Source organism: Pseudarthrobacter sp. MDT1-40-2 (genome assembly GCF_059383595.1).
Map to the genome: position 1 here is coordinate 96,044 of NZ_JBWZCL010000006.1, position 15,104 is coordinate 111,147.

Sequence of the window (15,104 nt, forward strand, 5' to 3'; positions counted from 1 at the left end):
GCCGGGCTTGACTTGCTCTTGGCTGGTAAGTGTTGTTCTGATGGAGGATGACCACCACTGCTGCTCATTCCACTCCCACTGGTCAGGGGACATCCCCCGTGACGGCCCCGGAGCCCCTCGACGAGAACATCTGGCTGGAGGAAATCTACGGCGAGGAACCGCTGGCCTGGGTCCGCGAGCAGAATGCCCGCACCGAGGAACTGCTGGAAGACGCCGATTACGCAGGCCTGGAGAGCGAGATCCTGGCGGTCCTGGACTCCACGGACCGGATCGCCATGGTAGGCAAGCGCGGCGATCACTACTACAACTTCTGGAAGGACCGCGAGCACCCCAAGGGCCTGTGGCGCCGCACCAGCTGGGACAGTTACGTCACCGATGAGCCCGAATGGGATGTACTGCTCGACGTCGATGCCCTGGCCGCCGCAGAGGGCGTGGAATGGGTTTTCCACGGAGCCACGTTCCTTCAGCCCGCCGGCCACGCACCCCACCGGAACGCGATGCTGGCCCTCTCGCCCGACGGCGGTGACGCCCACCGCTACCGCGAGTTCGACGTCGCCACCCGCAGCTTTGTAGATCCCGAGGCCGGCGGCTTTGACATCCCCACCGCCAAGGGCAACATCTCCTGGCTGGACGCAGACACGCTCCTGGTTTCCACCACGGCTGAGGGACTGCCCAGTACTACGTCCTCCTATGCCCGGACTACTGTGGCGCTGGCCCGCGGCGAGGCCTTGGCCACCGCACCGCGGATCTTCGAGGTACCCGAGGACCACATGGTGGGCATGGTGGCCCACGACTCCACGCCCGGCTTTGAACGGACCTTCGCGGTGGACTGCCTCGACTTCTTCAACCGCACCACTGCCGTGCTGCGTGGCGAGGAGTGGGTTGGCATCGACGTCCCCACCGACGTGGATGTCAGCGCCCACCGGGACTGGCTGCTCTTCCGCCCCCAGGGTGACTGGGAAGTGGGGTCCTTGACGTATCCTGCCGGTTCACTGCTGGCAGCCGACTTCGAGCTGTATCTGGCGGGCAGCCGCGAACTCACCGTGCTGTTCACCCCCGATGCGGCCACCTCGCTGCAGTCCTGGAGCTGGACCCGGAGCTACCTGCTGCTGAATCTGCTCCGCGATGTCTCCTCCGAAATCCGGGTCCTGGACCCAGCCGCCGGCTGGGCGTCATCGCTGCTGGATGCCTGCCCTCCCCTGCACGACGTCAACGCCTATGCCGTGGACGACGAGGATGAGAGCGGCGCGGGAGACGACTTCTGGCTGGTGGCTACCGGTTTCACCACGCCCAGCACTCTGATGCGTGGCACACTTTCTCCTGATGCCGCTACTGGCTCTGCTTCAGGCTCCGATACCGGTTCCGGCGTGACCAGCAGCCATGCGGTGGTGAAAACTTCGCCGTCGTTCTTCAATGAAGCCGATTATGAGGTCCAGCAGCACTTCGCCGTTTCCGCGGACGGCACCCGCGTGCCGTACTTCCAGGTGGCATCACGGGACCTGGTGCTGGACGGCCAGAACCCCACCCAACTGTCCGGCTACGGCGGCTTCGAGATTTCCCGCACTCCCGCATACAGCGGAGTCATCGGCCGGGCCTGGCTGGAGCGCCGTACCGAGCCCGTAGACCTGGAGGGCACTGCCGGGACGCAGTCCACCCGGCACTCCCGCGGCGGGGTCTATGTCGTTGCCAACATCAGAGGCGGCGGTGAATACGGACCGTCCTGGCACCGCGCCGCACTGCAGGAGAAGCGTCCCCGCGCTTACGAAGATTTCGCAGCGGTGGCCCGGGACCTGATCCGGCGCGGCGTCACCTCGCCTCAGCGGCTGGGTTGCGTGGGCGGCTCCAACGGCGGCCTCCTGGTGGGCAACATGCTCACGCAGTACCCGGAGCTTTTCGGCGCCGTATCCTGCGGTGTTCCGCTGCTGGACATGCGCCGCTACACCAAGCTTTCCGCCGGGTTCTCCTGGATGGCCGAGTATGGCGATCCGGACGTGGCAGAGCAGTGGGAGTTCATCAGCACGTTCTCGCCGTACCACCTGCTCAAGGACGGCGTGGAGTACCCGGAAACCTTTATCTGGACGGCTACTTCTGACGACCGCGTCGGCCCGGTGCAGGCCCGGAAGATGGCTGCCCGCATGCAGGCGATGGGCATTCCGAATGTCTGGTTCCACGAGGCCCTGGAAGGCGGACACGCCGGCGCTTCAGACAATCGGCAGGCCGCCGCACTGCAGGCCAGGAGCCAGCACTTCCTGTGGCGGACGCTGGCCGGCCGCCCGTAGGACCAAGTAAGTAGCGCTATCTGTCGTTATGAGCGCTCAAAACGACAGATAGCGCTACCTAGTTGGGCGGCGGGCTCACACGGTAACCAGCCGCCCGGCATCCAGCCTGATCACGGAGTCGGCCTGCCCCAGGGCCGCCTCATCGTGGGAGACGCAGACGATCGTGGTACCCCTGGCTTTTTCGGCAAGGAGGATGGCCGCGATCCGGTCCTGGGACTCGGCGTCGAGCCCTGCCGTGGGTTCATCGAGCAGGAGGAGGTCCGCCTGCTGCGCCAGCCCCTGGCCGAGGAAAGTGCGCTGCCGCTGCCCGCCGGAAAGGGTATGCAGCGGGCGGTTCCCGTAGCCGGCAAGGCCAACGCGCTCAATGCACTCGTCGATGATCTGCCGGTCTTCGGCACGCAACGGCCGCCACAGTCCTGCCTGCGTCCAGCGGCCCATGGTGACGACGTCCCGGACGGTGAGCGGCATCCTGTCAGAGACGGCGCTGCGCTGCACCACCAGGGCGGTAGTGCCCCCCGGCGGCAGGTCCACTGTTCCACGCCGGGGGCGCAGCAATCCCGCCATCACTTCCAGCAGCGTGGACTTGCCGGAGCCATTGGGACCGGCCACGGCCGTAATGGTGTTGGCCTCCACGCGCAGCGACACGCCACAGAGCGCGTCCACACCCTGGTGGTCCAGCCACACGTCATCCAGGACAAGATCCGCGGGCACCGGGGCACCCGGCCCCCTGCTATCCGCTAGGGCAGCCGCGTTCCCGCGGGCAGGGGTTACACGTCCGGAAGGTGAAAGAAGAAGCATGCCATGATCCTAGCATTTGAGAACGAGTCTCATTAATGTCTAGGATGATCCATTGTGACCTTCCTCCTTGAACCCTTCTCCTCGGCTTTTATGCTCAACGCCCTCATAGGCGGAGTCCTGTGTGCCGGAATCTGCGCTGTGGTTGGGACGTGGGTTGTGATCCGCGGAATGGCATTTTTGGGCGAGGCAATGGCTCACGGCATGTTGCCCGGTGTTGCCCTGGCAACCATGACAGGCCTTCCCGTCGTTTTGGGGGCGGCGGGAAGTGCCATCGTGATGAGCCTGGGCGTGAGCTTGCTGGCCCGCCGCGGCCGGCTTTCCCACGACACCGGCATCGGCCTGTTCTTCGTCGGCATGCTGGCCGCGGGCGTGATCATCATCTCGCACTCGCGCAGCTTCGCCACCGATGCCACCGCCATCCTCTTCGGCGACATCCTGGCGATCGGAAACGACGAACTCCTCCTGCTCGCCTGGGCACTACCGGCCACCCTGCTCATAGCCCTGGTGTTCCACCGGTCGTTTGTGGCCCTGGCCTTCGATGCGCGGGTTGCCCAGGTGATGGGGCTAAGGCCCCGGCTCGCCCAGGTGCTGCTGGTGGGGCTGGTGACACTCGCCGTCGTAAGTTCCTACCAGGCCGTGGGGGCACTCCTGGTGCTCGGCCTCCTGCTGGCCCCGGCGGTTGCCGCCGCTGCCTGGACCCGTCGCATCCCCGCCACCATGGGGTTGGCAGCGGCCTTCGGTGCTGCATCCATTTTGGTCGGCCTCCTCATTTCCTGGTACTTCGGCACGGCTGCAGGAGCGTCCATTGCCTTGACCGCCGTCACCTCGGCAGCACTGTCCAGCCTGGTCCGGGCCGCCACCCAACCGTTTCGGCAGATAGAACCCACAACCCAGAAAGCAGTTCGTGCATACGCGTAAAACCCTCAGTCTTTCCGTCGCCTTCCTGGCTCTAACCCTCGCCGCGTGCTCCGCGCCGGCGGGGGCGGGCTCCCCCGACGCCGGGCCGCCCAGCACTGCAACCTCCGACGCGGGCACCACCGGAGACGGGCACGGCACCATCGCGGGGGCCAGCGAAGTAGCCGAACCTCAGCTGCATCTGCTCACTCTCGATCCCGAGGGCACGGCCAGCATGCTTGACCTTGCTGATGAATCCATCAGGGAAGTCGGTTCCCTGCCCGATGCGGATGCCGTCACCACCGACGGCCGGTACATTTTCGCCTCCTCCACGGAGCAGGGCACCGTCACCATCCTGGACAGTGGCACCTGGACCTGGGACCACGAGGACCATTTCCACTACTACCGTTCCTCCCCAAGGCTGGTGGGGACCGTGGAAGGCAAGGGCCCTGCGGTTGTCACACCCGGATCCGCCAGAACCGGCGTCTTCTTTCCGGAAACCGGTGAAGGCCTGCTGCTGGACAACGACTCCCTTGCCAAGGGCGAAATAGGCCGGGCCACCAAAATGGCCGGCGAGCCCCACGAGGGCCTGGTGACGCCACTGGGCACCTTCGCTTTGGCTACCGCGCCGGGTGCTGATGGCACCGCCGGCCGCGTTCAGGTCCACGATGCCAGCGGCGCCCTGGTGGATGGGGCCGGGGCGCCGTGTGCTGATGCGCGCGGAACTATCACCACGTCTGTTGGCGCGGTGATCGGCTGTGCCGACGGAGCCCTGCTTGCAACCGTCAAGGACGGGGCCGTCGACCTCGAACACATCCCCTATCCGGACGGTGCAGCCACCGGGAGCGCTTCGGAGTCCAGGGCCATGCAGTTCCGGGCACGGGAGAGCCGGCCCACCGTCGCCGCCGTCGCCGGGACGGAGGGCGCCTGGCTCCTGGATACCCGCAAACGGTCCTGGCAGCTGCTGAAGACCGAGGTGCCGCTGCTGCAGGTCTCCGCCGTCGATGACAAGGAAGGCCACGTCGTGGCGCTGTCCGCCGAGGGCAAGGTACTGGTGCTCTCGGCCGAAACCGGGGCCACCCTCGCAGTTACGGAACCACTCCTTCCGGAGACCCTCACCGATCCTGACCGGCTGCCCGGCGTGGAACTCATCGCCGATCAGCAACGGGCCTACCTCAACGCCCCGGCCGAACGGAAGCTGTACGAAATCGACTTCGCCGACGGCGGCCGCCTCGCCCGCACGTTCGACACGCCTGCCGTCCCCGCGTTCCTCGCAGTGACGGGACGGTAGCCCGATGAAACTCCGAACGCGCCGGTTCCTGGAAAGCCAGCCCCGCACGCGACGCAAGCCTCTTGCCCTGGTGCGTGCCGCCGTCGTACTCGTTGCCACGGCGATGACCGCCATCGCGGCCGCCGGCTGCTCACAGCAGCAGTCGGACCGGCCCGTCATTGTGGTGACCACGAACATCCTGGGCGACGTGGTGCACAACGTAGTTGGCGGCCAGGCCGAGGTGGTGACCCTGATGCAGCCCAACGCGGACCCGCACTCGTTCGCGATCTCCGCTCAGGAGGCGGCCATGATGCGCTCGGCCGACCTGATCGTCACCAACGGCCTGGGCCTGGAGGAAGGGCTCCAGCAGCACGTCGACAGTGCCCAGGCCGACGACGTGCCGATCTTTGTTGCCGGCGACGTCATCGAGGCCCTGGACTACAGCGAAGACAACGGAGCCGGGAACGCGAGCGGTGCGGCCGATCCCCACTTCTGGATGGACCCGCAGAAGGTGGTGGAGGTGGTTGATGGCCTGGAAGCGCGCGTGGCTGGCCTCAGCGGCGTCGACGCGGCCGCGCTCGCCGCCAGCGCAAACAACTACCGCAGTGAGCTGGCGGAACTGGACGAATACATGTCCTCGTCCTTTGCCGCCATCCCTGCGGAGCAACGGAACCTGGTCACCAATCACCACGTGTTCGGCTACCTCGCCAGCCGCTTCGACTTCCGGATCATTGGAGCGGTCATCCCCGGCGGAACGACGTTGGCCTCCCCCAGCGCCTCGGACCTAAGGGACCTGGTCAGCGCCATCGAGGAAGCCAACGTGTCCACGATCTTCGCCGAAGCGTCCCAACCTGACCGTCTGGTCCAGGCCCTGGCGGACGGGGCAAACCTGGACGTCACCGTCGTCGAACTTTTCACCGAATCACTCACAGCCCCCGGTGAGGGCGCTGAGTCGTACCTCACCATGATGCGCACCAACACGGAGCGCATCGCCACAGGCCTCTCGCCATGAGCGGCCCCAACCAGAAGGAACCCATGAAGCACGCTCCATCACTCCCACTCAGCCCCAAGCGCCCCAGCTTCCGGCGCCTGGGCTTGGCTGCCGCTGTCTCCGCCTCCGTACTGTTGATCTCAGCTTGCGGATCCGCTGCAGTTCCGGCGGCAGATACTTCCGACGCCGCCACCACCCCGGCCACCACGGGCCCCCGGGTGGCACTTACGTACGACGGCGGAATCGCCGTCCTGGACGGAGAATCGCTGAAGCTTGACGGGGACCTGCCCCTCGAAGGCTTCAACCGCCTCAACTCCGCCGGCGACGGCCGCCACGCCCTGGTCACCACCACCGCGGGCTTCCAGGTCCTGGATATGGCCACACCGAAGCTGACCGACCTCATTTTCAAGGCAGAGAAGGCCGGCCACGTTGTGCGGCACGGCGGCAAGACCGTCCTTTACGCGGACGGCACCAGCGACACCACGATCTTCGAGACCGACGACCTCCTGAACTCCGGCACCAGCCTGCCTAAGACCGAAGTCATCCCCGGCGACGAAGCCCATCACGGCGTCTCGATCGTGCTGGAGGACAACACCCTGCTGACCACAGTGGGCAACTCCCAAAGCCGTTCCGGAATCCGCGTCCTGGATGCCGACCGCAAGGAAATCGCCCGGAACGACGAATGCCCGTCCATCCACGGAGAAGGCACTGCGGCCAACGAGGTAGTGCTGTTTGGCTGCAGCAACGGCGTTCTGGTCTACGACGCCGGCACCATCACCAAGATCACCGCACCGGACGAGTACGGCCGGATGGGCAACGCCTACGTTACCGAGGACAGCACCCTGGCCGTGGGCGACTACAACTCCGATCCTGATTCGGAAGGCTCGCTCCTCCACGAACTGGCCCTCATCGACACCACAACCAAAACCATGAAGGTCATCGAACTGCCGAACGGGATCGAATACACGTGGCGGGATGTTGCCCGCGGACCCGCCGGTGAGATCCTGCTGCTGGGCACCGACGGCTCGCTGCATACCCTCGACGCGGCAACCGGTAACATCACCGCCTCCGTGCCCGTCATCGGCGCCTGGGAAGGACCGGCCAAGTGGCAGGACCCGCACCCGGCCCTGTCAGTCCTTGACGGTACCGCCTACATCACGGAGCCGGCCAAGAAGTTGCTCCATGCTGTTGATCTCGCCTCCGGCAAGGTCACCACATCCGAAGAGCTGCCCGGCATCCCCAACGAGATCACCGTCGTCAACGGCTGACCTGGGCCCGCCCTGGATGCGGACCTTCGGCGGCAAAATGGCTCGTTTTGCGCTGCCTGCCCCGTTCTGCGTATTCTTGGTGGGCTAGGAACAGCAATTGGAGACGTGCCAGAGCGGCCGAATGGGCTTCACTGCTAATGAAGTGTGGGGCAAAACTCCACCGGGGGTTCAAATCCCCCCGTCTCCGCCAACGAACACCCCCGGTCCCTGGACCGGGGGTGTTCTGGTTTGCAGGGCTGTTTTCCTGTATCGGGAGCAGAACGGCCCGAATCCGCGAAAGCGGGGTAGCAGTCACTCTCTTTTGCAGGTCACAGACGCCCGTGGGAGCCGCCGCCGGTGGCAGGATGGTTCAATGGCCAGCACGCAAAGCAACCCAGGCAGTCCGGGCAGTCCGCGCATGGACGATCCGCACGTGTGGAGTCCGCGGCTGGCCCTCCTGGTGGCGGCCACCTTTTTCATGGAGTTCCTCGACGGCACCATCCTGGTCACCGCCATTCCCAGTATCGCGTCCGACTTCAACATTCCGGCCGCCGACGTCAACATCACCATGACCGGCTACCTGATGACCGTCGCCATGGGTATCCCGTTCAGCGGTTGGCTGGCCGAGCGGCTGGGCGCCAGGAGGGTTTTCTGCCTGGCCATTGCGCTGTTCACGGTGGCTTCCCTGTTGTGCGCCGTCAGCGCCGACCTCACCATGCTGACGTTGAGCCGGATCCTGCAGGGACTGGGCGGGGCGATGATGGTGCCTGTAGGGACGCTGGTGGTCCTGCGGGGAACACCCAAGGCAGACCTGCTGCGCGCCACCGCCTTCCTGGTCTGGCCCGGGCTGCTGGCGCCCGTTCTGGCCCCGCTGGTGGGCGGCGCCCTCACCACCTACCTGTCCTGGCACTGGATCTTCCTCATCAACCTCCCGCTGGGTGTGGCCGCGTTCTTCGCCGCGCTCCGCATGGTTCCCGGGACACCGGGAGATTCACGACGGCGGCTGGACTGGTTGGGGCTGGTGCTAACCACTGCAGGGGTGGGATCCCTCGTGGCGGGCATGGAGCTGGCGGCCTCACACCCGGAGGGCCCCTGGCCGTCCCTCGCAGTGGCGTCCGGGGTCCTCTGCCTCACGCTTGCCGTCTTGTGGATGCGACGCTGCAGCCACCCGTTGTTTAATCTGGGCGTGTTCCGTGCCCGGGCATTCCGGGCGATGGCCACCGGCGGCTTCATCTACCGGCTGACCATCAGCTCCATCCCGTTCCTGCTGCCACTGCTGTTCCAGGCGGGCTTCGGTTGGACCCCTCTGCATGCGGGCTGGCTGGTGGCCGCGGTGTTCGTTGGCAACATCGGCATCAAACCGGCCACCACGCCCATTATCCGGAGGTTTGGCTTCAAACCGGTGCTGGTATTCGCGTCATTGGCCTCGGCCGCAACATTCGTGATGTGCGGCTTCATCCGGGCGGACACTCCCGAACCACTGATCATCGCCCTGCTGGTGGCCAGCGGCGCCTTCCGTTCCATTGGCTTCTCCGCCTACATGTCTTTCCAGTATGCGGACATCTCGCCCGCGCAACTGACCTCCGCCAACGTTGTGTCCGCCACGCTGGCCCAGCTCGCAGCCGGCGCGGGCATCGCCGTCGGCGCCCTGCTCATCCGGCTGTTCAGCCCGGACGGTCCGGCCGGCCCGCTGGCCGACGCTCTCAGTGGCAGCATTACAGGCGGGCTTGACGGCAGTTATCCGGCCAGCGCCTTCCGCGGAGCCTTCTTTGTCATGGCGGCCCTGATGCTGTTCAGCACCATAGACAGCCTGACCCTGCAGCGCCAGGCCGGCGCGGAGATCAGCCGAGGAGCAGGCAGCCGAAAGACCTCTCCCGCCAACAAGGTTTGAGGCAACCAGGCCTGCTACCCCGCCTGCGCCAGCACCAACGGCAGCACCGCTCCGGCGCCGGCCTGTCTGAGGGCCCGGCCGGCGACCGTGATGGACCAGCGGCTGTCCACGAGGTCGTCGATTAGCAGGACCGTTGAGCCCTGCACAGAGGCCAGGCCCGCTGCGAGTTCCTCCCCTACCACCAGCCTGTCCCAAACCCCGGCCAGGCGGTAAGCGCTGTTGCCTCCCCGGCTTCCGGTAGGTCCACCATGGGCCGGCTCCAGCTGGCCTGCGTAGGGAATCCGGCCGATTTCGGAGATGCCCCGGGCCAGTGATTCCACCAGTTGCGGCATACTCCGGGACGGCATGCTGACTATGGCTGCTGGCCTGCCGGCTCCGCTCCAGCCAGGTTTCCGTGAATCTCCCCCGCCCCACTCGCGCAGTACCTGGACGCAGGCCTGCAGCATGGCAGGATCCAGAGGACGGTCCAGAGCTCCGGCAGCAAACAGTTCACGCAAGGCTCCGCCCCATCCCAGGTCCGTCAGCCTGGCCAGGTACCGGCCCTCGGCCAGTTGTTCTTCCGGCTTGATCTTGCCCTTGACCGGGACGCCCAGCCGGTCCATGCCGCTGGGCCACTGCAGGCGGGGCTCCAGCGCTCCGCCGGCCTGGCGGAGCTTCTCTCCGGCGGCCTCGGTGGCCTGCGCAGCGATGTCTGTGGAGAACCAGGTCCCGGCACAGTTGTCGCATTTGCCGCAGGGGTGCGCTGTTTCGTCATCGAGGACCGAGGTGATGTACTCCATCCGGCATCCGGCGGTGTCCTGGTAAATCACCATGGAGTCCTGTTCGTCCACCCGGGCCTCCGCAATCCGGCGGTAGCGCTCGGCGTCGTAAACCCACGGCTGCCCGGTGGACCGCCACCCACCGCCTACCCGCTCCACTGCGCCGTCCACGGACAGCACTTTCAGCAGCAGCTCCAGCGGGGTGCGGCGCAGGTCCACCCTGGCTTCCAGCGCCACTGTTGAGACGGCCGCACCGGCCTCGGCGAGGGCGCCCAGGACGGCGTTGGCTTTGTCCTCGGAAGGCATCGAGGCGGTGGCGAAGTACTGCCAGATATCGCGGTCTTCGGAGCCCGGCAGCAGCAGGACATCGGCGTTGGCGGCCCCACGTCCGGCGCGGCCCACCTGCTGATAGTAGGCAACCGGCGACGAAGGCGCGCCAAGGTGCACTACAAAACCGAGGTCCGGCTTATCGAAGCCCATGCCCAATGCGGACGTGGCTACCAGCGCCTTGACCTGGTTGTCCTTGAGCAGCTGCTCAGCGCGTTCCCGGTCCGCCGGATCCGTGCGGCCCGTGTAGGACAGCACCTTGTGGCCCGCGTCCGCCAGGAGCCTGGCGGTATCTTCCGCCGCCGAAACAGTCAGGGTATAGATGATGCCGCTGCCTGGAAGATCGCCCAGATGGGTCAGGAGCCAGCCAAGGCGCTGCCGCGAGTCCGGCAGGCTCAGTACCCCCAGGCGCAGCGAATCCCGGCCCAGCGCGCCACGGATGGTCAGCACGTCCTTCCCGAGCTGCTCTTCGATGTCATGGACTACCCGCGAATTGGCCGTTGCTGTAGTGGCCAGCACCGGGACAGTCTCCGGAAGGCCGGCGATGAGGTCCGAGATGCGGCGGTAGTCCGGCCGGAAATCATGGCCCCAGTCCGAAATGCAATGGGCCTCGTCAATCACCAGCAGGCCGGTGCGCCGGATCAGCTCCGGCAACTGGTTCTCGCGAAAGGATGGATTGGTAAGCCGCTCCGGCGAGACCAGCAACACGTCCACCTGGTCCTCGGCCAGCTGCTGGCGCACCGAGTCCCACTCCAGCTGGTTGGCGGAGTTGATGGCCACGGCACGCACACCGGCGCGGGCAGCAGCTGCAACCTGGTCCCGCATCAGCGCAAGCAAAGGCGACACAATCAGCGTGGGACCGGCTCCGCGGCGCCGCAAAAGCAGCGAGGCGACGAAATAAACAGCCGACTTTCCCCAGCCGGTGCGCTGCACCACCAACGCCCGCCGGCCGCCGTCGACCAGTGCCTCAATGGCCTCATACTGGCCGTCATGGAAGTCCGCGGACGGGTTCCCCACGAGCTCGCGGAGCACTGCCAGCGCCTGGCCCCTGGTTCCACTGCCATCTTCCACACTTACGGCAGAGGTGCCGGCGGACTGGTTGGTGGCGGGATCCTGCGAGAAAGTGTTCTGGTTATCGGCCATTGATTCAGTATCCCAGCCACCGCTGACACCCACACCCCGGGGCGGCGTTATGTGGATAAAGCCATATGGATAAAAGGCGCATCCGTGCCACCGTAAGATAGGAGCCGTGACTAGCGACCAGACCAAGACCTTTGATCTTTCGGCCTCCTTCAAGGCCTACGACGTTCGTGGAATCGTGGGCGATTCCATCACCGCGGAAATCGTCGAAGCAGTTGGCGCTGCCTTTGTTGACGTCCTGCAGCTTGAAGGGCAGACCGTCCTGGTAGGCGGCGACATGCGCCCGTCCTCCCCGGAGTTCAGCAAGGCCTTCGCCAACGGTGCGGCCACCCGCGGAGCCAATGTGCAGCTGTTGGGCCTGATCTCCACGGATGAGCTCTACTTCGCCTGCGGCTCGCTCAACGCAGCCGGAGCCACGTTCACGGCCAGCCACAACCCCGCAGCCTATAACGGCATCAAGATGTCCAAGGCCGGCGCCCAGCCCATCTCCTCCGAGTCCGGCCTCAATGAAATCCAGGCTCTCGCCGAGGAATACCTGAACAGCGGCACCATCCCGGAAGCTGCAACCCGCGGCCTGATCGGCGTCCAGGACGTCCTGAAGGACTACGCCGAATACCTCCGCACGCTGGTTGACCTCTCCGGGTCCCGCCCGCTGAAGATCGTTGTCGACGCCGGCAACGGCATGGCGGGCCTCACCACGCCCGCAGTCTTGGGCGACACCTTGCTGCCCAAGCTGCCGTTCCAGATAATCCCGCTCTACTTTGAGCTGGACGGATCCTTCCCCAACCACCCGGCGAACCCGCTGGAGCCGGAGAACCTCCGCGACCTGCAGGCCGCAGTCATCGAACACGGTGCGGACATCGGACTGGCTTTCGACGGCGACGCCGACCGCTGCTTTGTGATCGACGAGAACGGAAACCCTGTGTCGCCGTCGGCCATTACCGGCATGGTGGCCCGCCGGGAAATCGCCCGCGCCAAGGCACTGGGCGAGGAAACCCCCACCATCATCCACAATCTGCTGACCTCCCGTGCGGTGTCGGAACTGGTCGAGCACGACGGCGGCAGGGCAGTCCGCACGCGGGTAGGCCACTCCTTCATCAAGGCAGTCATGGCCGAGGAAGGTGCCGTGTTCGGCGGCGAGCATTCGGCACACTTCTACTTCCGCGACTTTTGGAACGCGGACACCGGCATGCTTGCGGCGATGCACGTTCTGGCAGCGCTGGGCGAGCAGGACGGCCCACTGTCCGACCTTGGCCGCGAATACGAGCCCTATGTCTCCTCCGGCGAACTGAACTCGGAAGTCGAGGACAAGGCCGCGGCCATCGAGCGTGTCCGCCAGGATTTCGCCTCCGAAGACCTCACCATCGACACCATGGATGGCAGCACCTTCACGGCCAACGACGGCAGCTACTGGTTCAACCTGCGCCCGTCCAACACCGAGCCGTTCCTTCGGTTGAACGCCGAGGCTGTAGACCTCGACACGATGGAACGCATCCGCGACCGCGTCCTGTCGCTGGTACGCGGGCAGTAGCCGTGAGCGAGGAACCCCGGCCCTGGCGGGAAACAGTGTCCGAAAGTACCGCCCGGGATCTGGAAACCCTGCTTGGCACCGGAATCGGCGCCGCCCAGGAACAACTGGAAGGGCAGGGCGGGTTCCTGCCCTTCGCCCTGGTGATGGATCACGACGGCGAGGTGCGGCTGCTTGCCGTGACGCCGGCAGATGCCGCGGCTGCTACAGCAGACGCCGAATTCGACGCCGATGGCATGATCGGGGACCTCACGGCCCTGCTGCAGCAGAAACGGACGGAGTTCCGCGCCGCCGCGATCGTCAGTGATATCACGCTGGTGGAGGAAAATTCCGATGCCATCCATGTGGCTGCCGAGCACCAGGACGGCTCGCTGTTTGCCGCTGTCCTGCCGTACGCTGCCGATCCGGCCACCAGCGCGTGGACCTTTGACGAGCTCGCTGCAGACTCCAGCGACGCCACCATCTGGGTGGACTAGACCGCAGCCCGCTGGTGGCCGGGTTAGACCGGCACCAACCCGGGATGCACAGTCCCGGCAGCCCATTGACGGACCATGGCGGTGAACAGGGCTTCATTCTCTACATTCCAGACGTGGTGCATCCCTGGCGCCAGCCGGAACTCCCCCAGCGGAAGCCTGGCGGCCAAAAGCGCGAGGGAGCCGACCGCCAGGGCGGGCTCCTTTTCACCGGCAACGGCCAGAACCCGGCTCCCGAACCGCTCCAGCCCCACGGGCATGTGCCCGGCGTAGACCTGCTGCAGCATCCGCTCCACGTTCTCGCGCCGCAACGTCAAGCCGTGCTGCACGTAGGGTTCGACGGAATCGGCCGGCAGCCCGAAGGCCTTGGCCTGTGCCCGCCAGAACCAGGCTTTGTCCCAGAACACGAACTGCAGCGCAGCAAGGGAGCGTGACAGCCTGCCCACCCGGGTAACTACCGCGCCGCTGACCAGCACAGAAGAAGCGAGCTCAGGGTGCCGGGCCGCGAGGTGGAGACCAACCACCGCCCCCAGCGAGAGTCCCACCACGTGGATGGGCCCTGGGCCGGCATGCCGGGCAATGAACACCGCCAAGGCGTCGGCAGTGTCCTCCAGCGAAACCCATTCCTCTCCGGCCTTGGCGCCGAAACCGGGGAGATGGGGAGTCAGGACCTGAAAATCGGGAAGCGCCCGGACCTGGGGATCCCACATCCAGTTCGCCACATTGCCGCCATGCAGGAACACAACGGTGGCAGCGCCAGTGGCCCTGCTGTCGGTGCCGCCGCCTTCCGAACGGGGATGGACTTCCGGATATGAACCAGGATCATGCCTCATGCCAGCTCCCCTTCCAGCTCCTGCAACCACTCGAGCTCGGCCTGTACATGGCGGATGCCATTGCGCAGGGTGGCCAGCTGGAAGTAGCGGGGATCGCCTGCCGCAGCAGGGGCTTGGGCTGCCAACTGCTGCTGCAGTTCTGCCAGTAAGCGCACCGCCGCGGCTTTCCGCGCTTCGAGCAACCGCAGGGCGTCCTCCGTTTCGAGATGGGCGGCAAAAAATACCCGGCCCAGAAAAGCGTTGCGCTCCGTGTCCGGTGGCGGCTCTGAGGCCAGCCACTCCTGGAGCGCTGCCCGACCAGCATCCGTGATGTGGTGCACCTGGCGGGACGGGTATCCCTGCTGCGCTACCGTCTGCACTTGGGACAGCCCTTCGCTGACCAGCGCGGTCAGCGTCCGGTAAATCTGCGCCTTGTCGGCATTCCAGAAGTGGCTGATCGTGGCATCGAAATGCTTCTTCAGTTCATAGCCTGTCATGGGCGCCAGACTCAGCAGCCCGAGGATCAATCGCGAAAGGGTCATAGGCTCATAGTGACACTTCGCCTAGTGGACTTGTCAACTAGATGACAAAATGCAGCCGACGACGGCGGGACCACCCCCCTCTTGGAAGGGGGTGGGGGCGGCGGTGGGGTTTTTTTTTTTTCCTGTTGGCTTCAGGCAATTGGGGTTTTCGCCC

At 65.8% G+C, this 15,104-nt stretch carries 12 protein-coding genes and 1 tRNA gene; 9 read left to right on the top strand and 4 right to left on the bottom strand.

Annotated elements, in window-relative coordinates:
* The first annotated feature begins 47 nt into the window (after window positions 1-47).
* Complete coding sequence (locus AC50X5_RS15450) at window positions 48-2,279, top strand: prolyl oligopeptidase family serine peptidase (RefSeq protein ID WP_494976953.1); 2,232 nt, start codon at window positions 48-50, stop codon at window positions 2,277-2,279.
* A 75-nt stretch (window positions 2,280-2,354) separates the two neighbouring features.
* On the opposite strand, the gene aztA is transcribed toward AC50X5_RS15450, so the two are convergent.
* On the bottom strand, window positions 2,355-3,077 hold the full coding sequence (gene aztA / locus AC50X5_RS15455; RefSeq protein ID WP_494976954.1) for a zinc ABC transporter ATP-binding protein AztA: 723 nt from the start codon (window positions 3,075-3,077) through the stop codon (window positions 2,355-2,357).
* Window positions 3,078-3,131: 54 nt separating this feature from the next.
* Here aztA and aztB point away from each other — a divergent pair, with 54 nt between their 5' ends.
* From aztB to AC50X5_RS15485, 6 genes are all read left to right on the top strand, one after another.
* Window positions 3,132-3,995 (top strand): zinc ABC transporter permease AztB, encoded by an 864-nt coding sequence (gene aztB / locus AC50X5_RS15460; protein WP_494976955.1) that lies wholly within the window; start codon window positions 3,132-3,134, stop codon window positions 3,993-3,995.
* Window positions 3,982-5,262: a cytochrome D1 domain-containing protein gene (locus tag AC50X5_RS15465; protein WP_494976956.1), complete on the top strand. Its 1,281-nt coding sequence runs from the start codon at window positions 3,982-3,984 to the stop codon at window positions 5,260-5,262. Before aztB ends, AC50X5_RS15465 begins: the two co-directional genes overlap by 14 nt.
* A gap of 103 nt (window positions 5,263-5,365) precedes the next feature.
* Window positions 5,366-6,253, top strand: a complete 888-nt coding sequence (gene aztC, locus AC50X5_RS15470; protein ID WP_494976971.1) for a zinc ABC transporter substrate-binding protein AztC — start codon at window positions 5,366-5,368, stop codon at window positions 6,251-6,253.
* Complete coding sequence (gene aztD / locus AC50X5_RS15475; RefSeq protein WP_494976957.1) at window positions 6,250-7,500, top strand: zinc metallochaperone AztD; 1,251 nt, start codon at window positions 6,250-6,252, stop codon at window positions 7,498-7,500. Before aztC ends, aztD begins: the two co-directional genes overlap by 4 nt.
* A gap of 99 nt (window positions 7,501-7,599) precedes the next feature.
* Window positions 7,600-7,690: transfer RNA gene (locus AC50X5_RS15480), tRNA-Ser, on the top strand.
* A gap of 207 nt (window positions 7,691-7,897) precedes the next feature.
* On the top strand, window positions 7,898-9,370 hold the full coding sequence (locus AC50X5_RS15485) for an MFS transporter (RefSeq protein WP_494976972.1): 1,473 nt from the start codon (window positions 7,898-7,900) through the stop codon (window positions 9,368-9,370).
* Between the two features lie 14 nt (window positions 9,371-9,384).
* Here AC50X5_RS15485 and AC50X5_RS15490 read toward each other — a convergent pair whose 3' ends face one another.
* On the bottom strand, window positions 9,385-11,598 hold the full coding sequence (locus AC50X5_RS15490) for a RecQ family ATP-dependent DNA helicase (protein ID WP_494976958.1): 2,214 nt from the start codon (window positions 11,596-11,598) through the stop codon (window positions 9,385-9,387).
* A 106-nt stretch (window positions 11,599-11,704) separates the two neighbouring features.
* Here AC50X5_RS15490 and AC50X5_RS15495 point away from each other — a divergent pair, with 106 nt between their 5' ends.
* Window positions 11,705-13,126, top strand: a complete 1,422-nt coding sequence (locus tag AC50X5_RS15495) for a phosphomannomutase/phosphoglucomutase (protein WP_494976959.1) — start codon at window positions 11,705-11,707, stop codon at window positions 13,124-13,126.
* Window positions 13,127-13,128: 2 nt separating this feature from the next.
* Window positions 13,129-13,599 carry a hypothetical protein gene (locus tag AC50X5_RS15500; RefSeq protein ID WP_494976960.1) on the top strand — a complete coding sequence of 157 codons (471 nt, stop codon included), beginning with the start codon at window positions 13,129-13,131 and terminating at the stop codon, window positions 13,597-13,599.
* 23 nt (window positions 13,600-13,622) lie between these two features.
* Here AC50X5_RS15500 and AC50X5_RS15505 read toward each other — a convergent pair whose 3' ends face one another.
* Together AC50X5_RS15505 and AC50X5_RS15510 are read right to left on the bottom strand one after the other, a co-directional pair.
* Entirely contained in the window at window positions 13,623-14,429 is an 807-nt protein-coding gene (locus AC50X5_RS15505) for an alpha/beta fold hydrolase (RefSeq protein ID WP_494976961.1), read from the bottom strand.
* Complete coding sequence (locus tag AC50X5_RS15510) at window positions 14,426-14,950, bottom strand: PadR family transcriptional regulator (protein ID WP_494976962.1); 525 nt, start codon at window positions 14,948-14,950, stop codon at window positions 14,426-14,428. The genes AC50X5_RS15505 and AC50X5_RS15510 overlap by 4 nt, the downstream gene beginning before the upstream one ends.
* Window positions 14,951-15,104 lie beyond the last annotated feature (154 nt).